Source organism: Rhodanobacter sp. IGA1.0 (genome assembly GCF_040208325.1).
GTDB classification, from domain to species: domain Bacteria; phylum Pseudomonadota; class Gammaproteobacteria; order Xanthomonadales; family Rhodanobacteraceae; genus Rhodanobacter; species Rhodanobacter spathiphylli.
In genome coordinates this window covers 3282926-3309301 of record NZ_CP157948.1, presented here as the reverse complement: position 1 = coordinate 3309301, position 26376 = coordinate 3282926, and the positions used below count along the sequence as shown (strand labels likewise).

Here is a 26376-nt window from a genome sequence, read left to right as displayed (position 1 = left end):
TCAGAGCTTGCTGATGCGCAGCACCTGGCCCAGCTTGATCTGGTCGCCCTTCAGGTGGTTCCACTCGCGCAGCTGGGCCACGTCGACCGAGTGGCGCTTGGCGATCGTCGACAGCGTGTCGCCCTTGACCACCTTGTACGTCGTGGTGGTCTGGCTGGTGCTGGCGCTGACCTTGCCGAAATTCGCGCTGTCGTTGCGGCTGACCGTGGTGGCGCTGCCGCTGGCGTGCGCCGTGCTGGTCACGCTGACGCCGCTGACGCTGCCCTGGATCTTGCTCAGGCGCGCGTTCTGCTTCTTGTCGTCCTCGCGCTTTTCCAGCGCCATGCGCGCGGCCAGCGTATCGGCCGAGGTGGGCGCGATGGCGGCGCGTGCCGCGTAGGTGGCGCCCGGCGCCGACACCGGTGTGCCATGCGGAACGCGCGCGCCGACCTCGGCCAGGATCGTGCTGCGGCGCGAGCTGTCCAGCGCGACGAGCGCGCCGCCGTCCTGGTACGGCAGCACTGCGTGCTTGCGCAGCGCGGCCTTGCCCGGCTCGCTCTGCACGAAGTCGACGAAGGCCTGCGCCTGGCTCGCCTTCGGGCTGCTCGGGTTGGTCACCAGGTACAGCGGGATGAACAGCGGATAGCTGCCGTCGGCGATGTTGGCCACGGTGGCCCGCTTGCCGTTGACCGGAATCGCCTTCAGCTTCGGGTTGCCGCTGATGCCGGACAGCGTGGCCACGCCCAGGCCGTTCGGGTTCAGCGCGATGCCTTCTTCCAGCTTGCGCGTGTTGACGTACAGCCGTGGCGCGGCCACCGGCTGGTTGCCGCGGCCGAACAGCAGGGTGCGCAGGCTGTATTCCACGCCGTCGCCGGGGCTGGCCACCGCGTACACGTCGATCGGCGCGTTGCGGCCGCCGACCTCGCTCCAGTTGTGGATCTTGCCGTAGTAGATGTCGTGCACCTGCTTCAGCGTGAGCCCGCTGATCGGGTTCGACGACTGGGTGATGATCACCAGGCCGTCCCACGCCACCGGGGTGAAGGTGAGGCGGGCGTTCTGCGCGCTGTTGTCGGCCGGGCGTGCGCTGCCGGCCAGGTCGGCGGTGCCGCTGGCGACCGCGTCGATGCCCGAGGCGGTGTTGAACGGCTGCAGTTCGATGCGGCCATGGCCGCTCTTCTCCCACGCGGTGGCCACTTCGCCGACCACGCCGTTGGCCGTCGCCACGTCACCACGCCAGATCAGGCTGCTCTTGGCCGGCGCACTCGCCTTCGCCTTGGGATGGCTCTTGGCGACGGCAGGAGTGGTGAGGCAGGCCCCGATCAGGGCGACGGACAGCAGGCGGACAAGACGAACGGACATGGTGGCGGAGAACCCCGGCATGATGATGGTTGGATGTTATGGACGCGAGTATGGCGCCTCGCGGGCGCACGCAGGCTGAAGCGATGCGGGTATTTCATCGGCCCGGGTGCGGAACATCAAGCACTTTCATGCATTTGCGCTCCCTCGGCGGCCCGGGCTGTGCGCCGGAACACGCGTCGGGAGCGATCCCCGCCACGCTTTTTGCTGAACGGGCGGGCCTCGTTCAGTTGATCACCACGTAGCGGGTGCCGTCGTCGCCGGCCACCACCAGCACCAGCTGGCGCGGCTTCACCCCGGCGAGCCCGCGCAACACGTGCAGGCTGGTGATGCGCTGGCTGCCCACGCCGATCACCACGTCGTCGGTGCTCAGGCCCGCGCGCGCGGCGCGACTGCCCGGCTGCACCGCGCTGACCGCCACGCCGTACCAGCCCTGGTTGCGCTGCTCCTGGCTCAGCTCGCTGAAGCGCACGCCGGCCAGCCGCGGATCGAGTTCGCCGCCCTCGGCGGTGGCCAGCTTCTCGGCGGTGAGCGTGGCGCTGACCTCGCTGAGCTTGCCCTCGCGCAGCACGCCCAGTCGCAGCGTGCTGCCCAGCGGCAACAGGCCCTCGGCATTGTTCAGTTCCTGCACGGTATGCAGCGGCTTGCCGTTCAACGTGGTCAGCACGTCGCCCGCCTGCAGGCCGGCGCGCTCGGCGGCCGAACCGTCGCGCACGCCGGTGACCAGCACGCCATCACGATCCTTCAGCTGCAGCGCGCTGGCGATGCGCGGCGTGATCAGCTGGGTCTGCACGCCCAGGCTGCCGCGCTGCACCTTGCCGTGCGCCAGCAACTGCGCCATCACCTCGCTGGTGAGGTTGCTGGGGATCGCGAAACCGATGCCGACATTGCCGCCCGAGGGCGAGAAGATCATCGTGTTGATGCCGACCAGCTCGCCGCGCAGGTTGACCAGGGCGCCGCCGGAGTTGCCAGGGTTGATCGAGGCATCGGTCTGGATGAAGTTCTGGTAGCCGCCCACGCCCGAAAAATTCCGGCCCGACGCATTGCTGCCCAGCCCGGAGCGGCCCAGCGCCGAGACGATGCCGGCGGTGACCGTCTGGCCCAGCCCGAACGGGTCACCCACCGCCACCACGTAGTCGCCCACCTGCAGGCGCGAGGAGTCGGCCAGCGGCAGCGCCTGCAGTTTCTGGGCGGGGATCTGCACCACCGCCACGTCGGTGGGGGCATCGGTGCCGACCAGCTTGCCCTTGAACGTGCGCCCGTCCTGCAGCGTCACGCTGATGTCGTCGGCGCCGCCGACCACGTGGTTGTTGGTCAGCACGTAGCCCTTCGCCGCGTCCACGATCACGCCCGAACCCAGGCTCTGCTCGACGCGCTCGCGCGGCGCGCTGGGCAGGCCGAAGAAGCGCCGCATCATCGGGTCGTCGAAATACGCATCACGCACCGGCACCCGCGTGGTGGTGGAGATGTTCACCACGGCCGGGGTCACCCGGGTCAGCATCGGCGCCAGCGACGGCATCGGCTGGCCGTCGACCGCGGCGGGCAGGCTGGCGGCGTGGCCGGCCAGCGGGGCCAGCGCCACGAACAGCGCGGCCAGCGCACCGCCAAGCCAGCGCGCCGGGCGTGAAGATGAGTGCGACATGGGTCCTCCTTGGGCATCGATGACGGCGCTGCTTCGACCGGAACACCGCGCCACGGTTCCGCAACGCCGATGGCTGTCGTGGGACTTTACATCGGTCGACGTCGGGGTTAACTTGCCTACCCGGTAACAACCACAACATCTTGTGTCGAGAACTTGGCGCTTTAACTAGCACTGGTGTCGAACATCGCACTCTTGAGGGGGAGTCGTTGTTGTCGGGAAAGCGTTGGCAGCGCAGGCCGGAGGGCATCCTCACGGGCTTGCGCCGCCATCGAAACAGTCATGCGCGGCCCAGCCGCCACACATAAAAACAACGCCGGCCGAAAGGCCGCAGCGAGAGGTTCCAGAAGCCGATGAGCACATCGAGTGCCCCAGCCGCCAGTTCCGCCACCGGTCGTGATGCCGTCGTGGAAATTCCCCTGCAACCCGCGTCCTGGGACATCTGGGACAAGAAGTACCGGCTGAAGGCGAAATCCGGCGAGCCGGTCGACGCCACCATCGACGAGACCTACCAGCGCGTGGCGCGTGCCCTGTCCGACGTGGAAGCCACCGACGAGCTGCGCGCCCACTGGTACGAAAAGTTCCTGTGGGCGCTGCGCCGCGGTGCGATCCCGGCCGGCCGCATCACCTCCAACGCGGGCGCGCTGGCGCACAAGCCGGCCACCAGCACGATCAACTGCACCGTGTCGGGCACCATCCACGACTCGATGGACGACATCCTGGAGAAGGTCCACGAAGCGGGCCTCACCCTGAAGGCCGGCTGCGGCATCGGCTACGAGTTCAGCACCCTGCGTCCGCGCAACGCCTACGTCTCCGGCGCCGGCGCGTACACCAGCGGCCCGCTGTCGTTCATGGATATCTACGACAAGATGTGCTTCACCGTGTCGTCCGCCGGCGGTCGCCGCGGCGCCCAGATGGGCACGTTCGACATCAGCCATCCCGACGCCAAGGAATTCATCCGCGCCAAGCGCGAAGACGGCCGCCTGCGCCAGTTCAACCTGAGCCTGCTGATCACCGACGGCTTCATGCAGGCGGTCGAGCACGACCAGGACTGGCCGCTGGTGTTCCCGGTGCACGTCAAGGAAAAAGGCGAGGTCGACGTCAATGACCCGGCCCAGGTGGTGTGGCGCGAGTGGCCCACCCACGAGAACTATGTGGACCGCGAGGACGGCCTGGTCGCCTGCAAGATCTACGGCCACATCCGGGCGCGGCACCTGTGGGACATGATCATGGTGTCCACCTACGACTATGCCGAGCCGGGCTTCATCCTGATCGACAAGGTCAACGAGATGAACAACAACTGGTGGTGCGAGCACATCCGCGCCACCAACCCCTGCGGCGAACAGCCGCTGCCGCCCTACGGCTCCTGCCTGCTCGGCTCGGTCAACCTGACCAAGTTCGTGCGCGACCCGTTCGGTCCCAAGGCCAGTTTCGACTGGAACGAGTACCGCGAAGTGGTCAAGGTGTTCACCCGCATGCTCGACAACGTGGTCGAGATCAACGGCCTGCCGCTGGAACAGCAGCGCAACGAGATCATGGGCAAGCGCCGCCACGGCATGGGCTTCCTGGGCCTCGGTTCCACCGTGACCATGCTCAAGCACAGCTACGGCAGCGCCGAGGCGGTCGCCTTCACCGAGGAAGTCTCGCGCGAGATGGCGGTGGCCGGCTGGGAAGTGGCGCTGGAACTGGCGAAAGAGAAGGGCGCCGCGCCGGTGCTGCTGCGTGACTTCACCGTCACCGGCGACATGCTGCGCAAGCGCCCGGAAATGGCCGCCGACGGCTACAAGGTCGGCGACAGCATCCCCGGCCGCGTGCTGCACGCGAAATACAGCCGCTACATGCAGCGCATCGCCACCGTGGCGCCGAACCTGGTCGAGCAGCTGGCCGAAACCGGCGCGCGCTTCACCCACCACACCTCGATCGCGCCCACCGGCACCATCTCCTTGAGCCTGGCCAACAACGCCAGCAACGGCATCGAGCCCAGCTTCGCGCACAGCTACTCGCGCAACGTGATCCGCGAAGGCAAGAAGTCCAAGGAAAAGGTCGAGGTGCTCAGCTTCGAGCTGCTGGCCTACCGCGCGCTGATCAATGCCGAGGCCAAGCCGTATACCGAAGAGGCCGGCAACAAGCTGCCGGACTACTTCGTGGCGGCCGACGACATCAGCCCGAAGCAGCACGTCGACATCCAGGCCGCCTCGCAGAAGTGGATCGACTCGTCGATCTCCAAGACCGCGAACGTGCCCACCGACTACCCCTACGAAGACTTCAAGGACATCTACTTCTACGCCTACAAGCAGGGCCTGAAGGGATGCACCACGTTCCGCTTCAACCCGGCGGCATTCCAGGGCGTGCTGGTCAAGGATTCCGATCTTGAAAACACCCTCTACCGCTTCGAGCTGGACGACGGTAGTGTTGTCGAACTGAAAGGCAATGAGCAGGTGGAATACGACGGCGAGATGCATTCGGCCGCCAACCTCTTCGATGCCTTGAAGGAAGGGTATTACGGCAAGTTCTAGGCACACACGCAGCTCGCACCGAGGTGTGCGGTGTTCCCCCAGGAGGCGTCGATTCCCGAAAGGCCGCGTCACGTATTGACATCAATTCGGAGGGGAACACCCGCATGTCCATCGATAACGAAGTTGAAGCAAGCAGCACGCCCGTAGCCGTCGAAGCACCGGCCGTCACCCTCCCGGTCCTGCCGGAGGTGCCCGCGGCCGCTCCGGCGGCCGCGCCGGTGGCGGTGAAGAAGACCGCCGCCAGGAAGAAGGCCGCGCCGAAGAAGGCGGCTGCAAAGAAGGCGGCTCCCAAGAAGGCTCCGGCGAAGAAGGCTCCGGCGAAGAAGGCTGCGGCGAAGAAGGTCGCTCCCAAGAAGGCTGCCGCGAAGAAGGCGGCTCCGAAAAAGGCCGCCAAGAAGGCAGCTGCCAAGAAAGCGGTGAAAAAGTCGGCACCGAAGAAGGCGGCACCGAAGAAGGCTGCAAAGAAGGCTGCACCGAAGAAAGCCGTGAAAAAGGCCGCCGCGAAAAAGGCAGCCCCCAGGAAGGCCGTGAAGAAGGCCGCCGCGAAAAAGGCGGCGCCGAAAAAGGCCGCAAGGAAGGTCGCAAGGAAAGCTGCCAAGGCGGTCAGGAAGAGCGCCCCCAAGGTCGCAAAGAAGGTCAGCAGCAAGAAGTCGGCCAGCAAGAAGGCCGCACCGAAAAAGGCGGCAGTCAAGAAGTCCGCCAGCAAGAAAGCCGTCGCCAAGACGGCAAAGAGGTCCACTGCCAGCAAGAAGGCGAGCGTCAAGTCGGCACGCCCGGTGAAAAAGGCTGCCGCCAAGAAGGCCGCTGCAAAACGCAAGTAAGCAACACCGCATCCGGCCCGGCCATGCGCCGGGTCGGATGACTTTCCGTCCCAGGCCGTGTGCAACCCGGCACCCATAACTCCAAGAACAACGAAGCGAACACCATGGCAATCAAGATCGAAAAGAAGATCACCGGCTACAACGTGGTCAAACCCGAAGACAAGGTTGCCAGTGCGGCCGTTGCCGCCGTGAAAGACGCGCGAGTCAGCGATAAAGCCAGCGAACCCAAGCAGGCCGAAGTGATCCAGATGCACGAAAGTGTCGAGCGGCCGGAAACCCTGGTCGGTTCCACCTTCAAGATCAAGTCGCCGCTGTTCGAACACGCCCTGTACGTCACCATCAACGACATCGTGCTCAACGCCGGCACCAGGCACGAGCAGCGCCGCCCGTTCGAGATCTTCATCAACTCGAAGAACATGGACCACTTCCAGTGGATCGTGGCGCTGACCCGGCTGATGTCCGCCGTGTTCCGCAAGGGCGGCGACGTCACCTTCGTGGTGGAAGAGCTGAAAGCCGTGTTTGATCCGCGTGGCGGCTACTTCAAGTCTGGCGGCGTGTATATGTCCAGCATCGTGGCCGAGATCGGCTCGGTGGTGGAGCAGCACATGAAGAACATCGGGCTGATCCACGATCCGGAGATGGATGCGGCGACGCGGCAGCTGATTGCCGACAAGCGGAAAGCCTACGAGGCGGCCAGCGCAAAGACCGAAGCCAGTGCCACCACTGGGACAACCGCTACCGATGCGCTGACGTTTCCCCCGGGCTCGATGATGTGCGACAAGTGCAACACCAAGGCCCTGGTGCTGATGGACAACTGCCAGACTTGTCTGAACTGTGGGTATTCGAAGTGCGGGTGAGTGGGAAACTGAGAGTATGAAAGGCGGCAGCAATGCCGCCTTTTTCTTGAAAACAGGACGCATATGATTAAGCCGGATGCTATCAATACATACTTCGCTGCACGGCCAGAGGAGCGCGCGCTCGCTGAACACCTCGACGAGGGGTTCGATATTACTTTTGGTAATGCACGCGGCGACAAGGCGTTTTGGCTGGCTGATCCAAAACAGCATATGCGAGAGCGCTTTGGTCTCCAGAATGAAGTTCTCGTTATCTACTCGCCGCAAACAACGTCAGACGCTCGAATACTTACGTCCATCGAGCAGATAATGCGGAGTCCTGATTTCAAACATCGCCTTGATAAAGTGTTGGTACTTGTCGTGCATGCGGGGGCTAAAGGCCCCACGACGGCCTTGCTTGAGTCCGACACTGATAGGGTGTTAATCGGCTTAAACGTAAGTGAGCTACTTGATCCCACTCGGGGTAGCCTATTCTTGCGTGCGAGGATCGCTGAAAGGTTTGGCAATATCGACCTTCTTGGAATGACATCGCCGATCGGTTCGGACAAGTACTTTTTCGGGAGGGATGCCTTGGTTCAGGAACTGGTTCAGAACGTAGCCAGCAAGGGCCAAAACAGTGGTCTCTTTGGATTGAGAAAGACCGGAAAAACCTCGGTTTTGCACGCGATGAGGCGCAGGTTGGATGCTCAGGGCGTTATCTCTGACTATGTGGACTGTCATAACCCCGGGCTCCACGCGGCACGATGGTGGCAAGCGCTAGAGAATATAGTTGAGCGACTAAGCATCAAAGCACGCGGTGAGTTCCACAAAGAAGTCGCATTACAACTAAACTACGGCCCGCATAATTGCGGGACTAGATTTTCCTCAGATATTTCGGAGATCGTAGGAGCCGCGGGATGTGGCGTCGTTCTATTGCTGGACGAGATCGAATTTATTACCCCAAAACTTAGCGGCGCTCTCGGTGCTCACTGGGACGAGGACTTTGTGCCATTCTGGCAAACCATCCGCGCTACACATCAAGAACTGATGGGGCGGTTAACATTTGTACTTGCTGGCGTAAACCCGTCTGCTGTTGAGAACACCTCCTTCGATGGGTTGCCAAACCCCATCTTTCAGCTGGCTCAGCCCAAGTATCTTGAACCGTTCAATGATGAAGCTGTCCGTAAAATGCTTCGTTTTTTTGGGCGCTATTCCGGGGTATTTTTTGACGAGCCGGTTATCCCGTTTCTTACGAAGCAGTTTGGTGGTCATCCTTTTCTGATACGTCTGGCTGCCAGTGAAGTGTGGTCGAGAGGCAACAAGAACGACCCTGCTAAACTGGAACGTCTTAATGTTCCAGACTTTCAAGCTGACTCGGCGCACATAAGGGTGCGTTTAATGCAGCCAATCAAAGACATCCTTCTATCCCTTGTTTGGTGGTACCCGGAGGAATATCAACTGCTGCAAATCCTCGCCGACGGAGATGCTAGCTTTGTTGCGGAGTACTTGTCCGCCGAGCCTAGTAACTTTGTTCGGTTTGCGCGTTATGGCCTTCTGGATGAAGGCACGAATGACTTTGCCATTGACGATATCAAACTCTTCCTAAGGGAATACGGCGAGTCCTACAAGGCAGAGATCTCGCCATTTGCCCGCTCTGAAATTGCCCCGGACCTCCTTCCCGCGGTACCTGATCTTGAAGCCCTTGGGCGCTTGTTCGAAAAGCGGTGTGAGGTTGAGGTTTCATTACGGCGGGCGATTGTTATGTACGTAGGAATCAACCGCAGTTGGGACGAATCGCTAATGGCGAAGGACTTGGTCAGAGGGCTCAAGCGGAGGAGCGATCGACCCGATCCGGTAGCGTTGTTTGAGGGAAGAAAAGTCAAGGATGTCATGGAGGATCTCTACACCCTTGATTTGAGAAATATCGTTCTTGAAAGCTGGGGTGTTCTTGGGCCGCTTTTTGGCGGTCACAGACAGCGCTTCGAGATGAATATGGACACGATAAATGTGGCAAGGCGCCACGATGGCCATACGAAGAGCGTAACACCTGAACAAATGGAGGACTTTATGAATAGCTATGGGTGGCTCAGTCGGCATCTAGCGAAAGTTCCGGTTTAAGCCAAATTTGCGTTTCCGACGGAATTAAAGGGGGCGTGGCTAATTAAGTTCGTTTGTCGTCTGGCAAGCGAGAAACCGGGCGGGCTTCGTTTGCGACGTCACTCTTTCGAAGCGGCGATTTTTGGGAGCAGCAGAAACCCGAGCCAGTAGCGTACCTTTCGTATCTGGCGATCCTGAGCGTCGCCGCCAAACCGCCAATCACCAAGGAAATCAACGTGAACAGAATCGCCCCCTTCTTCGGCATCCTGCTTGCAGCCATGGCAGCGAGCGCGGCGGCTGCTTCAGGCGCGGGCAGCGCTGCCTCCGACGAGCTTGCGTTGACCAGGACGGTTACCCGCCTGGATGCCGGCTTGTTCGATACCTTCAATCATTGCGACACCCCCGGGGAGCTGCAAAAGCATGCGGGTTACTTGGCGAAGGATCTTGAGTTCTATCACGACAAGGGTGGTGTGACCTGGACGCGCGCCGCCTACCTCGCCAACACGGAAAAGAACGTGTGCGGACATTTCCGGCGCGAACTCGTCCCCGGCAGTCTCGAAGTCTTTCCCATCAAGGATTTCGGTGCGATCGAGCAAGGCTGGCACAAGTTCTGCGACCTGAAGACCGGCCAGTGTTTTGGCGAGGCCAAGTTCCTGATCGTCTGGCGACAGCAGGCCGGGAAATGGGAAGCGACCCGCATCTTCAGTTACGGCCATCGGCCGATCGTGTCTCCATAGAGGCATCACCCTTTCTGCGTCGGGGAGTCGGGCCTTGGAACTCTCGTGTCCGTTGGTCGAGTCGCGGACAGTTGCGCAGGAGATCCGGGTTGCCGGCGGCATGCCGTCTCGGCGCCCCGGGGCTGGGCACGCTCCCGCGGCGTGACTGCGATACCGCCTGGCGAGTAGTGTTCTCTGTCTCTGAAAGACTTGGTCACGGCAGATGCAGTATGCGGCCTGGCGCATTGACCACTACGACATCGTGGAGCTGGGCGCGACGCACTGGCGACACAATGCCGGTGCCTTGCCGCCACACTTGAACCGGCAGTTGACGCCGTCCTGAGCAGACGAAACCGCGAAACCGGATGGAGGGATGCCTTTGCCCGATGCATGCGCGTCCCTTCCCGCATGAATCCATGTAAGGTCGCCCGATGCTTCGAGACGCCCATCCTGCCGACTTTCCCGCGATCCTCGCCCTCAACGAGGCTTTCGTCGCCGTGCTCAGTCCGCTGGACGCAGGGCGCCTGGCGCAGCTGCACGAGCAGGCGGCCGTGCATCGGGTGGTCGAGCGGGAAGGCCGGATCGAGGCTTTCCTGCTCGCCTTCCGCGAGGGCGCGGATTACGACGGCGCCAACTACCGCTGGTTCGCACAGCGCCATGCGCGCTTCCTGTACGTGGACCGCATCGTGGTCGCTGGTGGCGGGCAGGCCGGGGGCATCGGCAGTCGGCTCTATGCCGATGTCCGTGCGCTGGCCTCGGCGGACGCGGTGCCGCTGATCGCCTGCGAATTCGATATCGACCCACCCAACCCGGCCTCCGCACGTTTTCATGCCAGGCAAGGCTTCCACGAAGTCGGGCAACGGCGGGTCGACGGCGGCAAGGTGGTGTCCATGCAGGTGCTCGACGTACCGGCCTGACCCTGGCGATCGTCGATCCACGGTGACGGAATGGGACTCATGAAGCAGTCGTCAAGCCTTCACTGGATGGTTGGATTGCTTGGTGTCTTGTCCTGTCTGACGGCATCGGCCTGGCCCGCGCCGAAAGCGCCACCGGCCGCGTGCGTCGTGGATGGCGAGACGTGGAGCCTGCCGCCCTGCGCGATGGAAACCCGACATGGCCACGCTTACGTGGCGGCACGCTACCTGCCGAAGCTCTTCAGTGGCAGCCACGAGCATCTGGTGGCGAGGATGCTTCCCGACAGTGGCTGGTCATACATCGATCGAAGCGGGAAAGTCGTGGTGCGTCACGTGGCGGCGATGGACAACGATGCCGGCGCGTTCCACCACGGACTGGTTCGCGTCAATCAGGCTGGCAAGTGGGGGCTGGCGGACGAGGAGGGAAGGTTGGTCGTGCCGCCGAGTTACGACGGCATCCTCGACTACCAGCCAGGCGTGGGATGGAGAGCCTGCACCGGATGCCGCTCGAAGACGGATGGTGAACACAGCTGGTTCGAAGGAGGCGACTGGATCACCCTGGATTGGCGCGGAAGAGAAGTTCGATGAGCCGATGTCCTCGGGGAAGAAGAAGCGTATAAACGGCGAATTGGAATGCATGGCGTCCTGACGTTTTCAGCATTTCAATGCCATGGCCTTTGCCAGGCGGGTGTCGACGAGTTCGCGTGAGCCAACAGGGAGATCGAAATGGCAGTGATCTGGGGCGAGAAGATAGGCGGAAAGCACGGTTCGATGACGGCGGAAGACATTGCCGCGTTCATCACTTCCAAGGTCGGGGGCGGGTCGCCCGCCTGGAAGGCAAGTCTTCTGACGGCGGCAGGCAACGTGCTCGGTCACGACGGACGCAGCAATGGTTCGGTCGTTCGGCACAATGGCAAGAGCATCCGCCATATCACCACGGGCAAGGGCGCCGGCCACGTCACCCTGTTCTTCACGCTCGAGCCCGGCGAGGTCGGCAGCGTGATCGGAGTGGGCTCGCACCACGACGAAAAGGGCGCTTCGTACGACATCGACTGGCACACGCCCGGATGGGTCGTCGGCAAGCGGGTGAATTTGTAGGCCGCAGGGTCAGGGGCGCCGCCCGGTAGAGGGGTCGGGACAGAGGGTCAGGTTCATCAGCCGCATGCGGTCAATGAACCTGGCCTGTTTGCGCATGGGTTCACCCGGGCAGGTCGGCTTCCCGTCTCGACGGTGGTTGAAGATCCGCGGGTGGCGATGGATTGACCACGGGAATAAAGGGGCGCAGGTCATCAAGTCGATTTGTTGTTCGCTCCCATTGTTGTCTGCTTGTGGAACGCACTTCGGAAAAACGCCATTCATCAGGAGCACGGACATGCCCAGGATATTCGTGAAGTTTCAGGATCAGAAACACGTTGAACTCGCTGCAGGTCCCGATGCTACCTTCCGCAGCGTGGTCGAGCAGGCGTACCGAGAGCTTTGGCCCCATGACGAACTCCCGCCAGACGACCAGCTCAAGATTTTCTATGAAGGCAAGCTTGTCGCAAAAGCTGCGCTCACGCTGGGCGACCTGAATGTCCAGGCGTACAAGACGATTTCCGTCGAGCTTCCCGCTCGCCGGGAAGATGCGCCGATCGACAACGTATTGGCGAAGCTGCAGGCCTTCCTGCGGCTGTCGGCCGGAGAACTTGGCCCGGACGAAATGACGTTCATCGGCATCGGTTGCTTCGACCATGGACATGGCGAAGATTCGATCAAGCGCCAGCAATGCCCCGATTCGCTGCTCCAATACTGTATCCGGCAGCGGGTCGACTTGAACCTGATACTGGTCGACCCCGGCTTCGCGGATACCACGGGCAGGTTCCGGCAGATCTACGACATGCCGGGGTGGCGGCTTCAGTTCGTGGAGGAGGGCGGCCGGATTCGGCAATACAGCTACACCCCCTCGGTGACGGCCGGCGCGTGCGATGTCTGGCTCACCGTGTTCGCCACGGGCATTGCCGAATACACGCTGGAGCTCGCCGGCCAGGGCAAGCTCATCGGCGGCATTTCCCTGCCGGACGTCTTCGCCGCCGCGGGCGGTCCCCACCATCCGGGTGCCTGCGTCATCAGCGGCAACTTCTATCTGGCGCCCGCCGATGCGAGCCAATACTTCACGCGGGGATCGCAGCAGGTCATTGCCGCGGCGGGATTCACCCACAACCCCTAGGGGGCGGCGTGCGTGGGGGCATTGCCGCGTCATCCGCCTGGCTTCCCACTGCTCTCAGTTGTCATGCGGGTTCGGCGCAAGAGCAGGCCTGCTGACGAGCAGGCGAAGGTATCCGGTGCCGGAGTCAGTTTCCCGTGGCCTGATGGCGCTTGCCCGTGACATCATTCGCCACCCACCACCCCTGTCTTCAAGAGGCTTGCATGAAGGTTCCGTTCTCGGGCGGCTGCGCCTGCGGCAGCATCCGCTACGCGTGTTCCAGCGAGCCGCTGGCCATGCTGAACTGCCATTGCCGCGATTGTCAGCAGTCGAGCGGCGCACCGTTTGCCTCGGGCGTGGTGGTGCCGCGGGCGTCCGTCGACGTCACGGGCTCGCCACAGGAATATGCGGTTCGCGTATCCAGCGGTCTGCTGGTCACGCGGAGCTTTTGCGCCCACTGCGGCAGCCCCTTGTTCACCGCGGGTGAGGCAAGGCCGGATTTCATGTCCATCCGCTTCAGCAGCCTGGACGACAGCGGTGGCTTCCGGCCGGCACTGGACATCTGGACGTCCAGTGCACCGTCATGGGTTTGCCTGGACGAAGCCCTGCCGCATTTTGCGCAGTCGCCGTCCACGCAGAAGCAGGCGTAGCGGAACCGCATTCACCGAACCGCTTGCGGACAGGATCGCATCGGCCCAGCGACGTTCTTCGGGGGGCGAGCTGAGGCCAGGCACTTCAGCAGCGACGCTTGCCAATGGCCGTCCATGCCCGGCGGACGGCCATTCGATTCACTTCTTCAGCGTCGCCGGGGCGACGGTCGCCCATACATTGGGTGCATGCTGGCGCGTTGAGACAATGTAGGTGGTGCTGTTCCTTGAAAGCAGCCTGGAGTGATTGATCTCGAAGGAGCTGCCCTTGAAGCTGTTCAACCGATTTTCGAAGACGGCGGGATTGGCGATGGCCAGCACGTTCTTGGCGCCGGTCGCGCCATTCATCCATCCCCAATCGCGCACCACGATCGTCATCGTGCTGCCTTCGGTGGTGCTGTCGTAGCAGATGTTCGGTCGCGCGCTGCCGGATTTGCGCAAATCGGCATTGTGATGGAACCGTTCGATCTCCACCCAGGCGATGATCTGGTTCAGGGAGACGTCGCGCACGCCCATCTCGGGATAGGTATTGCGCGTGTAGGTCGGCGACAACAGGGTGTCATCCTTGAACGCGCAGAGATAGACGCGCGTCTTGTCGCATAGCGCAAACTCCTTCTGTGGGCCTTTTGCCGGCTGGATCAGGCAAAAGTCGGCCTTGCCGCTGCTGCGCAGGCGCGCGCGTTCGGCATCGGTCCAGTCCCTGATGTCGCCGGTCAGGGTCTTGTCGATTTCCGACAGTCGAAGCATGGGATAGGCGCACGAAATGTGGAAATCCATGCCGATGCTGTTGACCGTGAAATAGTCGTTGTCGGCGTTGCCTTTGCGGATCCACATCTTCCTGCTGGTTGCGGCGTCCTTCCACGGGTGCCATGGCTCGTCGACGTGCGCGGCCTTTCGCCAGTGCGCAAGGTCCGCCCGGCATCGCGCGCCGCCATGTTCGATGACCATTTTCGGGAGACGGTTGTCGCCTCGATAGAAGATGAGGTAATTGGGTGTGGTGTGGCGGTCGGTCGGCTGGGTGCTGGTGGCGCTCTGCAGGTCGAAGTCCGTTCCGAAGACGTGGCTGACCTTGGGGTCCTCGACGGTGCCTTCGCCGGTGTCGACGCCACCGGACTTCGCATCGACCGGCGGGAAGGTTTCGAAGCCCTCGTTGAGCAGATAGTCCAGTACCCCGAACGGAACCACCGCCGGGTCGATGGCGATCATTCTGGCGAAGTCGGTGGACAGGGATGCGGGAAATGTGAAGCCGGCCTTCTGCACCAGTTTCAGATTGTCCCGGGACAGCACGCTGTCGAGATCGAAAATAACGCTCAAAATGCGACCCATCGCTTCGGGTTGCGCCGATTTCTTCGCCTCGGTGAAGAAGTAGTTGAACCACCCGGCGTAGTCCAGGTTCTCCGTGGTCGTGCCGGTCTTGAGCACGGCGCTCTGCCTGGTGATGATCTCCGAGATCATGCGGAAGAAACTGTCGCCATAGTAGGCGCCCGACATCAGCTTCTTGGCCGCGGGGCCGGGAGGAGGCGGCGCGCCGCCGACCGTTGGCCTGGGCGGGGGTGGAAAGGCGCCCGGATCGATGGCGCGCAGGAAAGCGTCCCGCGCCTTGTTGGAAGCCTCGATGACGGATGGCGACAGGACAGCGGCCATGCTTACCTCCCCCGGGTACGTCGTGCAGGAAACGTGGCGAAGCATCTTCCGCCTGTCTTCCGGCATTTGCAAAAGGGGCCTGCAGGCGTGGCCATGAGGACGGTCGTCACGCCCACGGGCCAGTTGCGGAAGAGCGATGGCGCTCACACGGTCAGGCCGGCCTGATCATGGCCGGACATCAAGCCATGGACGTGAAGTACGATCGCGACACCGGTCACGGGGCGCGCGCATGGCGTGAATTTCCCTGTGGGAAACCGGCAAACGATGAGGAAGACACCATGGCGACGCACGACAGTGACGATATCGATCCCGCGGTGGCGCCTTCGGGCACCGGCTGCGTGGAATGTCTGCAGGCTGGCCAGTGGTGGTTCCATCTTCGCCGATGCGCCACGTGCGGACATGTCGGCTGTTGCGACACGTCGCCCAATCAGCATGCGACCGCGCATTTCCGCGAGACGGGCCACCCGATCATCACCAGCTTCGAGCCCGGCGAGGACTGGTTCTACGACTACCGCAGCGGTGCCACCTTCAACGGCCCGACACTGCGCGCACCGCACATGCACCCGCTGGATCAGCCGGTGCCCGGTCCCGCGGGACAGGTGCCGCGGAACTGGATGGATCTGCTCAACGACTGACGCGGGCCATCGCCGGAGTTCGCCCGGATGGCATGATTCGCCGGACGTGACTTCCCGGAGCCACCCGCGCAGGATGGCCGACCCGCCCACCGCAAGGACAGAACCATGGAATCGATCGGCGCCAACCTGAGCGAGATGCAGCGCACGCCGCTGGCGCCTGCGCACGTCGCCGCGTTGCGCGAGGCGGGCAGGCAGGTGAGCTACACGGCGGGCACGTACCTGGCGCGGCCCGGTCAGCTGGCCGATCGCTTCGTCTATGTCCTCGACGGCGAGATCGAGGTGGTCAACGCCTATACCGATGAGCGCCACCTGCCCTCGACGCTGGGGCCGACCCAGTTCATGGGCGAGATATCGTTCCTCAACGGCGGCAACGCCTCGATGGCGATGCGTGCCGTGCGCGACACCTCGGTGATCGAGGTGCCGCGTGCCACGATGCTGACCCTGATGTCGCGGATTCCCGAGATGTCGGACATCATCATCACCGTCTTTGCGGCGCGTCGCCGCCGGCAGATCGAGCAGCGGGACAGCACGCTGGTGCTGATCGGCGAGGAGCGCGACCGCGAGGTCCGCTGCATCGCCGAATTCGCCGACCGCAACCGCATTCCCTACGCCTCGCATGCGCTGGGCAGCACCGAGGCGGATGCGCTGGCTGCCACTTGTTCGCTGGCGCCCGGCCGGCCCGCGGTGATCTTCGGCCGCGACACCGTCATCGACAACCCGACGCCGGACAGGATCGCGCGCCTGCTCGGCCTGAACCTGGACCTGGTCGACGACGAGGATTTCGACGTGCTGATCGTGGGCGGCGGGCCGGCGGGCGTGGCCGCCGGCGTCTATGCCGGCGCCGAGGGCCTGTGTGCGCTGGTGACCGAGGACGTCGCCATCGGCGGCCAGGCCGGCACGTCCAGCCGGATCGAGAACTACATGGGTTTTCCCACCGGCATCTCCGGTGCCGACCTGGTCTGGCGCGGCCAGATCCAGGCGATGAAGTTCGGCACGCGTTTCGCCATGCCGCGCCGCGTGGCCCGGCTCGAAGCGCTGCCGGACGGCGGCTTCTGCGCCACCTTCGACAACGGCAAGCGGGTCCGGGGCAAGGCGGTGGTGGTAGCGACCGGCGTGCAGTATCGCCGCCTGCCGATTCCGCGGCTGACCGAGTTCGAAGGCGCCGGCGTGTATTACGCCGCGACCGATATCGAGGCCCGCTACAGCAAGGGCACCGAGGCGATCATCATCGGCGGTGGCAATTCGGCCGGCCAGGCCGCGATGTTCCTCAGCCGCACGGCGAGCCGGGTGCGCCTGCTGGTGCGCGGCCAGTCACTGGCCGCGTCGATGTCGAGCTACCTGTCGAGCCGGCTCGAGGCCGAGCCCACGATCACCATCGAGTACGGCGTCGAAGTCAGTGCGCTGCACGGCGACGACCACCTCGATGCGGTGACGATCCGCCATGCCGCCAGCGGCGCCGAAGAGACGGTGCCGAGCCGGGCGCTGTTCGTGATGGTCGGCGCTGCCCCCAATACCGACTGGCTGACGGATCTGGTCAAGCTGGACGACAAGGGCTTCGTGCTCACCGGCGAGGCGGTCGGCGCCAGCTCGCCGTTCGAGACTTCGCGGCCCGGCATCTTTGCCGTGGGCGACGTGCGCAGCGGATCGGTGAAACGCGTGGCCTCGGCCGTCGGCGAGGGCTCGGTGGTGATCTCCCGGGTCTGGGCCTTCGTCGACGCCGGCGGCTGAACTGACCAGTCGAAACAGGTCACCCGACCGAATCGCTCATCCTCCGATCCGTGCCCGGGGCGAGCGTGCGCACGATCAGCAGGGCCAGGAGCGGGATGGCGAGCGCGTAGACGTACTGCGTGCGTGACACGCCGATGCCGAAAGGAAACCAGATGCCCGGCACGCCGATCGGATCGAGCAGCTCGCCGCCGAACAGCCCGGCCATGATCGAGGCCAGCGTGAGCAGCGACAGGATTCGCAGCGGGCCGTGGCGCAGCATGCGCGCGGCGATGACGACGAACAGCGCGATCGCGCCCAGCCGGCTGCCGCTGGTCCAGCTCGCCGAGTGCGTCATGGCGCCGACCGTCCCGGCCATCGCCAGCGCGACGGTCAGCACATCGATGCTTCGCCACGGGCGCAGGCACCAGCGGTTCCAGGCCAGCAACCAGGCGGTGATCGTCGGCACCCACAGCACCGACGCCAGCCACGCGTAAGTGGTCAGGTCCTGCAGGTCGGTCCATGAAACGATCGCATTGTCGAGGCGCCTGGCTGCCGCAAGCGCCAGCGCGATGCCGGCGAAGATCAGGAAGCCCCTGCGCCGGCTGCGCGACCCGCAGGCCAGCGCCAGGCCGATCAGCGCCAGCATGGCGATCGGCTCGATCACGTCGACGATATAGCCGGCAATGGTTCGCTGCCATTGCACGCGGTGGAGTGCGGCGGCGATCGGCCGCGGTGCGAGGATGGGCGCGCTGTGCATGCCGCCGCCGGTGGCGCTGATCGCTGAAGCGGGAAGCATATAGGCGCGGACCGCGAGCACGCCGCGAGTGCCCGCCGCACCGGCGGGAAGGGCAAACCGCAGCGGCCGCGTGCCGACGAGGCGCGGGGCGGGACCGAGCTTGCCCGAGCCGCCCAGTCGCTGGCCGTTCCAGTACAGCTCGTAGCCGTCCTCGACGAGGGTGGGGCCGAGGATGTCCCACGCCGTGCTTCCCGCCGGCACCGTCACCGCGCGTCGATACCAGGCGTAGCCGCGATAGCCGGGATGGCCATGCGCCATCCAGCCGTCGACGTAATCGGGCAGGCCCACGTCGCCGTCGTGGCTGCCGGGCGGGGCGGTCATGTCCATGACTTCCCAGCCGGTATCGTCCATGTCGGGGTCGGCCCAGCGCGGATCGTCGCCGGCATGGAATCGCCAGGTGCCATCGAGCAGGGTCGCCGCCGCGCGCAGCGCCGGCGGATCAGGACGGCCACCGCTCGCCAGGTCGGCGATCACCACGATGAGTGCCATCAGCGTCGTCACGATGATGGCGACGATCAGTTTGCGTCGGGTGGCGTCCATCGACGGCACCGTGGACGGGGACTCAGCCCTGTTCGGCGGCGGGCATCGCCGCCGGGTCCATCCACAGCGCCGCCCACATGTGGCCGTCGGGGTCGGCGAGATCGCGCGTGTACATGAAGCCCATGTCCTCGGCCGGGTTCACGTCAGCCTGGCCGCCGTGGGCTGCCGCAGCTTCGTTCATCGCGTCCACCGCCGCGCGGCTGTCCAGCGCCAGCGAGAGCATCGAGTTGCAACTTCCCGCCGGCGGGAACGGCCGATCGGTGAACGTGCGCCACTTGGCGTGGGTGATCACCATCACGTGGATCGCCTCGCTCCACACCATGCAGGCGCCGCTGTCGTCGCTGAATTGCGGGTTCTGTTCGAAGCCCAGGGCGCGGTAGAAATCGACCGAGGCCTTGAGGTCGGCGATCGGCAGGCTGATGAAGATCTTCTTGGTCATGGCGGCATTCCCCGGGTGGCACGAAGTGTGGAGACTCTACGCTCGTGGAGCGTCGACTGTACGACGAACGACCCGCGGCCGAATCGACAAGCTCCGCGATGCGGCCAGGCATGCCCGGTGGCTCAGGACTTCTTGCCGCCGCCGTCCTGCTTGTTGACCGTGGCCCAGGCGATGCGCTCGGCGGTCTTTTCCGACTTGCCCTCCTTCTTCTCGCTCTGCTTGATGTGCGCGGCTTCGCGTTTCTGCTTGTCGGTGTACGACGACTTGTCGCCCTTGGACATGACGCTGCTCCTTCACGGGATGGAGCGAAGCACGCTAGGCGGCGCCGGGTTAACGCGAGGTGGTCGATCGACGACGATGGCGTCAAGGCGTCGACCGGGGACTCAGTGCGCCAGCGCCTCCTCCACCGCGCTGAACGCCGACTTCCCGCCGGTGCGCTCGTCCGGCATGCCGGTGGCGAACCACACCACGCCGGTGCCGCTGTTGCGGTCGACCCACAGCCCGGCCTGCAGTCCGTAGGCGGAACCGGAATGGCCGATGCGCGCCACGCCGTCGCCGAACGGGTCGTCACGGCAGCCCGGCACGGGCGTGGCGAGGGTCTGCACGGCCAGGCCGTAGCGACAGAAGAAGCCGGCATCGGCATCGCCGGTATCTTCTTCGTAGGTCAGGCCATTGCCGGCACGGTAGCGCCATTGCGGGGTGATCATCGCCTGCACGGAGGCGGGCTTGAGCAGGCGCCGGCCGTCGATGCTGCCGTTGCCCAGCAGCAGGCGGCCGATGCGGGCCAGCCCGTTGGCGGAAATGCGCAGGCCGCCCTGCGGCGAGAACAGCGCGCCGTTGTCGCCGGCTCGCCATGGCGACAGGTCGCAGCTGCCGTCGGCGGCCGGCGTCACCGGGCAATCGGGTTTGCGGCCATGGTTGTCGTCCTTCACCGGCTTGCCGTCCGCGTCGTACAGCACCACGGCGCGCGCCGCGGTCGCCGCGTCGCAGCGGTCCCAGTTGAAGCATCCGTGGATGCCCAGCGGCTGCAGCACCAGGCGTTCCATCAGCTGGTCGAAGCGCTCGCCGGTGGCGCGCTCCATGATCTGCGCCACCAGCGGAAAGTTGAGGTTGGTGTAGCGGAAGTAGGTGCCCGGCGCATGGCGGGTGTCCCACGCGCGCGGATCCTCGACGATGTCGCGCAGCTGGCCGCCCAGCGGCGTCTGCCAGTAGCCGGCCGCGTCGGTGAGGCTGGAGCGGTGCGACAGCAGCAGGCGCAGGGTGATCGGCGCCTGCGGAAACGCCGGATTGCGCAGGCGCCAGCCCAGCAGGTCGGAGGCGTCCGCATCCAGCTCGAGCTTGCCGGCCTCCACCAGCCGCATCACGCCCAGCGTGGTGACCAGCTTGGAGATCGAGGCAATGCGCACGGGATCGTCCGCGCTGAGCTTGCGGCCGGTGGCCTTGTCGGCCAGTCCATGCACCCGCGTGGCGGTGACGCCGTCGCGATCGAAGGCCACGCGCACGCTGGCCACGGGTTCCCTGGACGCGGGCCCGCCGGTCGCGGGCCTGTCCGCGCGGGCATCGGCGCAGAGAAGAAGCAGCAGGCAGACGATCCAGCGCAGGGCCATGACCCACTCCAGTCGGGGGAGACTGGCGAAAGATACTGCGGCTTTTCATGATGCGGGCGGGTGGGGCTATGCTGGATCGATCACTGCCGAGGATGAAGCCATGCCCGATACGAACACGCCGCGCATCGATTGCAGCCCAGCCACCGCCGCCGGGGCGTTCCATCACCGCCGCTGGCCACGTCGCGCCCTGCTGGTGGCGATGCTGACGGCGTTCGTCGCGCCGGCGCCGGCCCAGCAGGTCAATCCCGACGAGACCGGACATGAGCCGGCCAACACCCGCGAGGCCTTGCAGAACGCCAGGCCGGTGACCGCGAAGCATGCGATGGTGGTCAGCGCGCAGCACCTGGCCACGATGGTCGGCGTGGACATCCTCAAGCGCGGCGGCAATGCGGTGGACGCCGCGGTGGCGGTGGGTTTTGCCGAGGCCGTGGTGCATCCATGCTGCGGCAACATCGGCGGCGGCGGCTTCATGACCATCCATCTCAAGGACGGCCGCAACCTGTTCCTCGACTTCCGCGAGAAGGCGCCGGCGAGGGCCACGCCCACGATGTTCCAGGATGCCGCAGGCAACGTGGTCGAAGGCCGCAGCACCGACACCTATCTCGGTGTGGGCGTGCCCGGCACGGTGATGGGTTTCGACACCGCGCTGAAGGCCTACGGCACGATGTCGCTGAAGCAGGTCATCGCGCCGGCCATCAAGCTGGCCCGCGAGGGCTACATCCTCCAGCAGGGCGACGTCGACAGCCTGCGTTCCGGCAACGACGGCTTCGCGAAACATGCCAACGTGGCGGCGATCTTCCTCAACCACGGCAAGCCGTTCAAGGTCGGCGAGCGGCTGGTGCAGAAGGACCTGGCGCATACGCTGGAGCTGATCGCCAACGGCGGCAGCAAGGCGTTCTACCAGGGCCCGATCGCCAAAGCCGTGGTCAAGGGCAGCGATGCCAACGGCGGCATCCTGTCGTTGCGCGACTTCGCCGATTACACCGCGCAGTGGGAAAAGCCGATCCAGTGCGAATACCACGGCTACACCGTGGTGTCGGCGCCGCCGCCCAGCTCGGGCGGCACCACGCTGTGCCTGATCCTGCAGATCGTCAAGCCGTATCCGCTGGCGAAGTGGGGCTACGGTTCGGTGAACAGCGTGCACTACATCGTCGAGGCCGAGCGTCGCGCGTTTGCCGATCGCAACACCTACCTCGGTGATCCGGCCTTCGTGCAGAACCCGCTCGACACGCTGCTCTCGGACGCCCACGCGGCGAAGCTGCGCGCCACCATCAGGCCGGACAGGGCCACGCCGTCGTCGGAGATCACCGGCAGCCTCGGCGCACCGGAAGGCCATCACACCACGCACTATTCGGTGGTCGACAAGGATGGCAATGCCGTGTCCACCACGTACACCGTCAACTTCCTGTTCGGCAACAAGCAGATCGCGGGCGACACGGGGTTCTTCCTCAACGACGAGATGGACGACTTCACCGGCAAGCCGGGCGTGGCCAACGGCGCCGGCCTGGTGCAGGGCGTGATCAACCAGGTGGAACCGGGCAAGCGGCCGTTGAGCTCGATGACGCCGACCATCGTGCTGCGCGACGGCAAGCCGTTCATGCTTACCGGCAGCCCCGGCAGCGCCACCATCATCTCCTCGGTGCTGGGCAGCTTCCTCAACGTGGTCGACTTCGGCATGAACATGCAGCAGGCCGTCAACGCGCCGCGCCTGCACCAGCAGTGGTATCCCGACGTGGTCTACGCGGGGCAGGGCTTGCTCACGCCCGAATCGCAGCAGACGCTGGAATCGATGGGCTATACGTTCAAGCAGTTCAGCGGCGGTGCGGTCGAGGCAATCCTGCTCAACCCGAAGACCGGCCTGCTGGAGGGCGCCAACGATCCGCGTCGGCCGGCGGGGCTGGCGGCGGGCTATTAGTGATTCGGGGAAGCCTGAAACGGTGACCCGGCCCCGCTCGCGCTGAGCGTGGTCCGCGCACCTGCATCACGCTCCCGTTGCATCCTCGAAGGCAGGCTGGTGCCACTGCCGGATGAGGAATCACGATGGTTTCAGCGGTGCGATGGCGGCGGCGTCTGCTGTGGCTGGGCCTGGGCGTGCTTGCCACGTGCCTGGCGGGCATCGTGCTGCTCAACCTGTGGCCGCACACGCGCGGCCTGCAGCAGCGGATAGGCCACGTCAGCGCGGTGGAGAGCGTGCAGTTCCGGCGCGAGATGAGCGCGCTGCTGGGCACCGGCGTCAGCACGGGCAATGCGGTGCAGGACTTCCAGAATGGCGCGGAGATCTTCCCCGCGATGCTGGCCTCGATCCACGCGGCCCGGCGCAGCATCAATCTGGAAACCTACATCTACTGGTCCGGCAACGTCTCCAGGCAATTCGTTGCCGCGCTGACGGAACGGGCGCGGGCGGGCGTGAAGGTACGCGTGCTGGCCGACTGGGTCGGCTCCACCCGGATGAAGCAGGAGGTGATCGATGCGCTGCGCGCCGGCGGCGTGCGCTTCGAGTATTTCCATCCGCTGAGCTGGTACGCGATCGACCGCGTCAACAACCGCACGCATCGCAAACTGATGGTGGTCGATGGGCGCGTGGCCTTCAACGGTGGCGTCGGCATCGCCGACGCGTGGGATGGCGACGGCACCCAGCCGGACCACTGGCGCGACATGCAGTTCCGCGTGGAGGGCCCGGCGGCGGCGCAGATGCAGGCGATCTTCGGCAGCAACTGGCTGGCCACCACCGGCGAGGTCCTGCTCGGTCCGGACTACTACCCCGACATTCCCGCCAGCGGCGACCTCGACGTGCAGGCTTACGCCAGCTCGCCGCAGGGCGGCAGCCAGAACATGCAGCTGATGTACCTGATGGCGATCAACGGTGCGCGGCGCAGCATCGACCTGGAATGCGCGTACTTCGTGCCCGACGAGCTCACCCTGACCGCCCTGCGCGATGCGCTGTCGCGCGGCGTGCGCGTGCGCCTGGTGGTGCCCGGGCCCCACGTGGACAGCGCGGTGGTGCGCGATGCCTCGCAGGCGCAGTGGGGCGCCATGCTGCAGGCTGGCGCGCGGCTGTACCGCTACCAGCCATCGCTGTTCCACAACAAGCTGATGGTGGTGGACGGCTATCTGACCATCGCCGGCTCGGCCAACTTCGACAACCGCTCGTTCCAGCTCAACGACGAGTCCAACATGGCCATCTACGATCACGCGTTTGCCGCGCACATGCTCGGAGTGATCGAGCGGGACATCGGCCGCTCGCACGAGCTGACCCTGCCGCAGTGGCGCGCACGGCCATGGCGGCAGCGCGCCACCGACTGGCTGTCCTCGACCATGTCCGCGCAGCTGTAGCGACGATGGCCGAAGCGACACCGGAACCGCCACCCGGAAACCCGCATGCCCACGTCAACGAAGCTCGATCCGCGCGATTACGAAAACCTGGCCCGGGTGGCGCAAGGGCTGTCCGCCGCAGTGGACGAGCTCGGCGCCGAACGCCTGATCGCGGCGGGCCTGGTCCTGCACGTGGTCGCCAGCGAAGTCGCTCCGGCCTCCCTGCAGCTGAGTCCCGCCGGCCTGGCGCTGATCCGTTCCAGCGATCAGTGAGCCGGCAGCACGCGCCGCGAGAGTCGGCGGCTCGGCTCGGCGCTGCCAGGCGGGTGGGACAAGACGCGACAACGGGCGCATCGCGGTCGCCCGCATTGTCCGCGGCGCCCGCCGTGACCGACGCCGCATTGCGCAGGCTAGATGTTGGCGTCGTAGGGCTTTCCGGCGCGGCAGTTCTCGACCGCGTGCGCATCGATCTTCGCGTAGGGCTGCAGCGTCGTCACCGATTGCACCATGCGATCCTGGCTCTGCCGCACCTTGTCCAGCAGCTGGCAGAACTGCGGCGAGTGGACCATGGATTCGGCTTGCCGGCCGACCCTTTCGCCCGCCTCGTCGCCCCGACCGATCAGTGATGCAAGAAGCACCCGGCTCATCGCGTGATCGGTGATCTGCGCGGTGCCGGACAGGGTCAGGTCGACCAGTTCGATCACGGCCGCGCGGTAGTCACGGGTCAGCGCGCGTTGTCCGTCGGTCAGCGGCAGCTGCTCCGCGCCGATCTTCACCGCGCCGGCCGCATCGATGTCCGCTTCCGGCAGCTGCTTCGCGTTCATGCTGACCGGGTCGCGATGCAGCGCAGCGCGCTCGGTTTCGATTTCCCGGGTGGCCACGCCGGAGCAGCCCGCGACGAGCAGGGCAAGCACGGCCATGGCCACAGCCGACGGGTGGAAGTGTCTTGGTCGGTTCATCGGTGCATTCTCTCGACTGTCGGCAACGCGGCCGTCCGCTCTCGATGCCGGGCAGGGCGCGGGGCCGGAAGCGGGTGTGGATGCATTCACTCTAATCCCCCCATTCCGTCGTTCACACCCGACTCTTGGCACACCGGCCGCATGTCGCGCGCCGGCCGCCGCGGCGGAGCGCGTCGCCCCGCTTTGCTATGCTTCGTTCGGGCGGGACGGCCGGGGGCGCGATGTTCGGATGGACGACAATCCTGTGCGCGGCGTCGCTGGCGCTGGGTGGCGTCGGCGCCGGACAGGCGCCAGTCCGGGTGAAGGTGATCGGGACGTACCCTGCCGGCGACGCGGTGACCCTGGGCCGCGACCAGAACTTCTACCTGCACCTCGCCTACAGCAGCGATCACCCGGTGAAAATCTGGGCGCGGCCGTACCTCGATGGCAAACCGGCCCACGCCGGCAGCCATCCGTCGCGAAGCTATCCGGCAGGCAGCGGTAAGGCGCTGGGATGGTTCTTCCTGTCCGATCCGGCCGCGCGCGTCGACGAGGTGCGGATCAGCGCGGGCGATGGATCGTTCGGCGGTACCCACGTGGTGGCCGTCTACCCGGTATCGGTGACCGGCAGCACCGAGGTCGCCGGGAAAGCGCCGGCGCCGGCGTGGATCGGCACACTCGAAGCCGCCGACGAAGCGGCGCAGCGCGCCGATCGCGAGAAGCACCTGAACACGGTGCCGAGCGCCGGCGACGTCGCGCTTTTCAGCGGCTTCATGCTGGCGACGTGCGTGCTGGGCGTGCTGGGCTTCGCCGCGCCGCTGTGGGGGCTGCGGCGATGGCGTCGGCACTGGCGATGGGCTGCGGCCGTGCCCCTGCTGGGGATGGTGTTCGTGGTGTTGCGTCTTTTCGTCGACATCGTTCGCGATCCCACCTCGCACAACCTCTGGCCATTCGAGATCGTGTTGTGGGGCGCGTGCAGTGTCGGATGGATGCTGGTGCTGGCGCTGGCTCACTGGCTGGCTGGCGCGGGGCGGATCTGACGTCGAGCGTTTCGTGGC

23 protein-coding genes and 1 pseudogene are annotated in these 26376 nt (G+C 65.1%); 16 read left to right on the top strand and 8 right to left on the bottom strand.

Annotated features, from left to right (window positions below; translation table 11 throughout):
• Window positions 1-1338, bottom strand: coding sequence for a substrate-binding domain-containing protein (locus tag ABNK63_RS14950; protein ID WP_350016083.1), 1338 nt, complete (start codon window positions 1336-1338; stop codon window positions 1-3).
• Window positions 1339-1561: 223 nt separating this feature from the next.
• Complete coding sequence (locus tag ABNK63_RS14945; protein ID WP_350016082.1) at window positions 1562-2977, bottom strand: Do family serine endopeptidase; 1416 nt, start codon at window positions 2975-2977, stop codon at window positions 1562-1564.
• 350 nt (window positions 2978-3327) lie between these two features.
• Between ABNK63_RS14945 and ABNK63_RS14940 the strand changes: the two genes are divergently transcribed.
• The 10 genes from ABNK63_RS14940 (at window position 3328) to ABNK63_RS14895 (ending at window position 13703) form a co-directional block, all read left to right on the top strand.
• Window positions 3328-5490 carry an adenosylcobalamin-dependent ribonucleoside-diphosphate reductase gene (locus ABNK63_RS14940; RefSeq protein WP_350016081.1) on the top strand — a complete coding sequence of 721 codons (2163 nt, stop codon included), beginning with the start codon at window positions 3328-3330 and terminating at the stop codon, window positions 5488-5490.
• Window positions 5491-5594: 104 nt separating this feature from the next.
• On the top strand, window positions 5595-6311 hold the full coding sequence (locus ABNK63_RS14935; protein ID WP_350016080.1) for a hypothetical protein: 717 nt from the start codon (window positions 5595-5597) through the stop codon (window positions 6309-6311).
• A 104-nt stretch (window positions 6312-6415) separates the two neighbouring features.
• On the top strand, window positions 6416-7168 hold the full coding sequence (locus ABNK63_RS14930) for an NrdJb (RefSeq protein ID WP_350016079.1): 753 nt from the start codon (window positions 6416-6418) through the stop codon (window positions 7166-7168).
• Between the two features lie 63 nt (window positions 7169-7231).
• Window positions 7232-9262, top strand: a complete 2031-nt coding sequence (locus ABNK63_RS14925; protein WP_350016078.1) for a hypothetical protein — start codon at window positions 7232-7234, stop codon at window positions 9260-9262.
• 215 nt (window positions 9263-9477) lie between these two features.
• Complete coding sequence (locus ABNK63_RS14920; protein ID WP_350016077.1) at window positions 9478-9978, top strand: nuclear transport factor 2 family protein; 501 nt, start codon at window positions 9478-9480, stop codon at window positions 9976-9978.
• 410 nt (window positions 9979-10388) lie between these two features.
• Window positions 10389-10874 (top strand): GNAT family N-acetyltransferase, encoded by a 486-nt coding sequence (locus tag ABNK63_RS14915; protein ID WP_350016076.1) that lies wholly within the window; start codon window positions 10389-10391, stop codon window positions 10872-10874.
• A 39-nt stretch (window positions 10875-10913) separates the two neighbouring features.
• Window positions 10914-11459, top strand: a complete 546-nt coding sequence (locus tag ABNK63_RS14910) for a WG repeat-containing protein (RefSeq protein WP_350016075.1) — start codon at window positions 10914-10916, stop codon at window positions 11457-11459.
• Window positions 11460-11597: 138 nt separating this feature from the next.
• Window positions 11598-11969, top strand: coding sequence for a hypothetical protein (locus ABNK63_RS14905; RefSeq protein WP_007809253.1), 372 nt, complete (start codon window positions 11598-11600; stop codon window positions 11967-11969).
• 274 nt (window positions 11970-12243) lie between these two features.
• Window positions 12244-13077, top strand: coding sequence for a hypothetical protein (locus ABNK63_RS14900; protein ID WP_350016074.1), 834 nt, complete (start codon window positions 12244-12246; stop codon window positions 13075-13077).
• 200 nt (window positions 13078-13277) lie between these two features.
• On the top strand, window positions 13278-13703 hold the full coding sequence (locus tag ABNK63_RS14895; protein ID WP_350016073.1) for a GFA family protein: 426 nt from the start codon (window positions 13278-13280) through the stop codon (window positions 13701-13703).
• A 138-nt stretch (window positions 13704-13841) separates the two neighbouring features.
• On the opposite strand, the gene ABNK63_RS14890 is transcribed toward ABNK63_RS14895, so the two are convergent.
• A complete protein-coding gene (locus ABNK63_RS14890; RefSeq protein ID WP_350016072.1) occupies window positions 13842-15344 on the bottom strand; it encodes a hypothetical protein in 1503 nt (500 codons plus the stop codon).
• Between the two features lie 278 nt (window positions 15345-15622).
• On the opposite strand from ABNK63_RS14890, the gene ABNK63_RS14885 reads away from it, so the two are divergent.
• Both ABNK63_RS14885 and ABNK63_RS14880 read left to right on the top strand, forming a co-directional pair.
• A complete protein-coding gene (locus tag ABNK63_RS14885) occupies window positions 15623-15979 on the top strand; it encodes a UBP-type zinc finger domain-containing protein (protein ID WP_350016071.1) in 357 nt (118 codons plus the stop codon).
• Between the two features lie 105 nt (window positions 15980-16084).
• The gene (locus tag ABNK63_RS14880; protein WP_350016070.1) at window positions 16085-17707 is read left to right on the top strand and encodes an FAD-dependent oxidoreductase; all 1623 of its coding nucleotides are present in this window, start codon (window positions 16085-16087) and stop codon (window positions 17705-17707) included.
• Window positions 17708-17726: 19 nt separating this feature from the next.
• Here ABNK63_RS14880 and ABNK63_RS14875 read toward each other — a convergent pair whose 3' ends face one another.
• From ABNK63_RS14875 to ABNK63_RS14860, 4 genes and pseudogenes are all read right to left on the bottom strand, one after another.
• Window positions 17727-19022 carry a hypothetical protein gene (locus tag ABNK63_RS14875; protein ID WP_007809259.1) on the bottom strand — a complete coding sequence of 432 codons (1296 nt, stop codon included), beginning with the start codon at window positions 19020-19022 and terminating at the stop codon, window positions 17727-17729.
• A gap of 22 nt (window positions 19023-19044) precedes the next feature.
• Window positions 19045-19461 carry a VOC family protein gene (locus ABNK63_RS14870; protein ID WP_007809260.1) on the bottom strand — a complete coding sequence of 139 codons (417 nt, stop codon included), beginning with the start codon at window positions 19459-19461 and terminating at the stop codon, window positions 19045-19047.
• A 125-nt stretch (window positions 19462-19586) separates the two neighbouring features.
• Window positions 19587-19742 (bottom strand): annotated as a pseudogene (locus ABNK63_RS14865) (HupB); the annotation flags it as partial.
• 102 nt (window positions 19743-19844) lie between these two features.
• Window positions 19845-21068 (bottom strand): serine hydrolase domain-containing protein, encoded by a 1224-nt coding sequence (locus ABNK63_RS14860; RefSeq protein WP_350016069.1) that lies wholly within the window; start codon window positions 21066-21068, stop codon window positions 19845-19847.
• Between the two features lie 100 nt (window positions 21069-21168).
• On the opposite strand from ABNK63_RS14860, the gene ggt reads away from it, so the two are divergent.
• The 3 genes from ggt (at window position 21169) to ABNK63_RS14845 (ending at window position 24653) form a co-directional block, all read left to right on the top strand.
• Window positions 21169-22983: a gamma-glutamyltransferase gene (ggt, locus tag ABNK63_RS14855; protein ID WP_350016068.1), complete on the top strand. Its 1815-nt coding sequence runs from the start codon at window positions 21169-21171 to the stop codon at window positions 22981-22983.
• 155 nt (window positions 22984-23138) lie between these two features.
• On the top strand, window positions 23139-24401 hold the full coding sequence (locus ABNK63_RS14850) for a phospholipase D-like domain-containing protein (protein ID WP_350017227.1): 1263 nt from the start codon (window positions 23139-23141) through the stop codon (window positions 24399-24401).
• Window positions 24402-24446: 45 nt separating this feature from the next.
• Entirely contained in the window at window positions 24447-24653 is a 207-nt protein-coding gene (locus ABNK63_RS14845; protein WP_350016067.1) for a hypothetical protein, read from the top strand.
• Window positions 24654-24790: 137 nt separating this feature from the next.
• Here ABNK63_RS14845 and ABNK63_RS14840 read toward each other — a convergent pair whose 3' ends face one another.
• Window positions 24791-25339: a hypothetical protein gene (locus ABNK63_RS14840; protein WP_350016066.1), complete on the bottom strand. Its 549-nt coding sequence runs from the start codon at window positions 25337-25339 to the stop codon at window positions 24791-24793.
• A gap of 221 nt (window positions 25340-25560) precedes the next feature.
• Between ABNK63_RS14840 and ABNK63_RS14835 the strand changes: the two genes are divergently transcribed.
• Window positions 25561-26358 carry a hypothetical protein gene (locus ABNK63_RS14835; protein ID WP_350016065.1) on the top strand — a complete coding sequence of 266 codons (798 nt, stop codon included), beginning with the start codon at window positions 25561-25563 and terminating at the stop codon, window positions 26356-26358.
• The last annotated feature ends 18 nt before the right edge of the window (window positions 26359-26376 follow it).

What these genes read in the sequence shown, in the direction of transcription:
- ABNK63_RS14910 (WP_350016075.1), top strand. Translation starts at nt 10,914, where the DNA reads ATGAAGCAGTCGTCAAGCCTTCACTGGATGGTTGGATTGCTTGGTGTC.
- ABNK63_RS14885 (WP_350016071.1), top strand. Translation starts at nt 15,623, where the DNA reads ATGGCGACGCACGACAGTGACGATATCGATCCCGCGGTGGCGCCTTCG.
- ABNK63_RS14930 (WP_350016079.1), top strand. Translation starts at nt 6,416, where the DNA reads ATGGCAATCAAGATCGAAAAGAAGATCACCGGCTACAACGTGGTCAAA.
- ABNK63_RS14935 (WP_350016080.1), top strand. Translation starts at nt 5,595, where the DNA reads ATGTCCATCGATAACGAAGTTGAAGCAAGCAGCACGCCCGTAGCCGTC.
- ABNK63_RS14900 (WP_350016074.1), top strand. Translation starts at nt 12,244, where the DNA reads ATGCCCAGGATATTCGTGAAGTTTCAGGATCAGAAACACGTTGAACTC.
- ggt (WP_350016068.1), top strand. Translation starts at nt 21,169, where the DNA reads ATGCCCGATACGAACACGCCGCGCATCGATTGCAGCCCAGCCACCGCC.
- ABNK63_RS14875 (WP_007809259.1), bottom strand. Translation starts at nt 19,022, where the DNA reads ATGGACGCCACCCGACGCAAACTGATCGTCGCCATCATCGTGACGACG.
- ABNK63_RS14915 (WP_350016076.1), top strand. Translation starts at nt 10,389, where the DNA reads ATGCTTCGAGACGCCCATCCTGCCGACTTTCCCGCGATCCTCGCCCTC.
- ABNK63_RS14890 (WP_350016072.1), bottom strand. Translation starts at nt 15,344, where the DNA reads ATGGCCGCTGTCCTGTCGCCATCCGTCATCGAGGCTTCCAACAAGGCG.
- ABNK63_RS14925 (WP_350016078.1), top strand. Translation starts at nt 7,232, where the DNA reads ATGATTAAGCCGGATGCTATCAATACATACTTCGCTGCACGGCCAGAG.
- ABNK63_RS14870 (WP_007809260.1), bottom strand. Translation starts at nt 19,461, where the DNA reads ATGACCAAGAAGATCTTCATCAGCCTGCCGATCGCCGACCTCAAGGCC.
- ABNK63_RS14940 (WP_350016081.1), top strand. Translation starts at nt 3,328, where the DNA reads ATGAGCACATCGAGTGCCCCAGCCGCCAGTTCCGCCACCGGTCGTGAT.
- ABNK63_RS14835 (WP_350016065.1), top strand. Translation starts at nt 25,561, where the DNA reads ATGTTCGGATGGACGACAATCCTGTGCGCGGCGTCGCTGGCGCTGGGT.
- ABNK63_RS14880 (WP_350016070.1), top strand. Translation starts at nt 16,085, where the DNA reads ATGGAATCGATCGGCGCCAACCTGAGCGAGATGCAGCGCACGCCGCTG.
- ABNK63_RS14945 (WP_350016082.1), bottom strand. Translation starts at nt 2,977, where the DNA reads ATGTCGCACTCATCTTCACGCCCGGCGCGCTGGCTTGGCGGTGCGCTG.
- ABNK63_RS14860 (WP_350016069.1), bottom strand. Translation starts at nt 21,068, where the DNA reads ATGGCCCTGCGCTGGATCGTCTGCCTGCTGCTTCTTCTCTGCGCCGAT.
- ABNK63_RS14845 (WP_350016067.1), top strand. Translation starts at nt 24,447, where the DNA reads ATGCCCACGTCAACGAAGCTCGATCCGCGCGATTACGAAAACCTGGCC.
- ABNK63_RS14895 (WP_350016073.1), top strand. Translation starts at nt 13,278, where the DNA reads ATGAAGGTTCCGTTCTCGGGCGGCTGCGCCTGCGGCAGCATCCGCTAC.
- ABNK63_RS14840 (WP_350016066.1), bottom strand. Translation starts at nt 25,339, where the DNA reads ATGAACCGACCAAGACACTTCCACCCGTCGGCTGTGGCCATGGCCGTG.
- ABNK63_RS14905 (WP_007809253.1), top strand. Translation starts at nt 11,598, where the DNA reads ATGGCAGTGATCTGGGGCGAGAAGATAGGCGGAAAGCACGGTTCGATG.
- ABNK63_RS14950 (WP_350016083.1), bottom strand. Translation starts at nt 1,338, where the DNA reads ATGTCCGTTCGTCTTGTCCGCCTGCTGTCCGTCGCCCTGATCGGGGCC.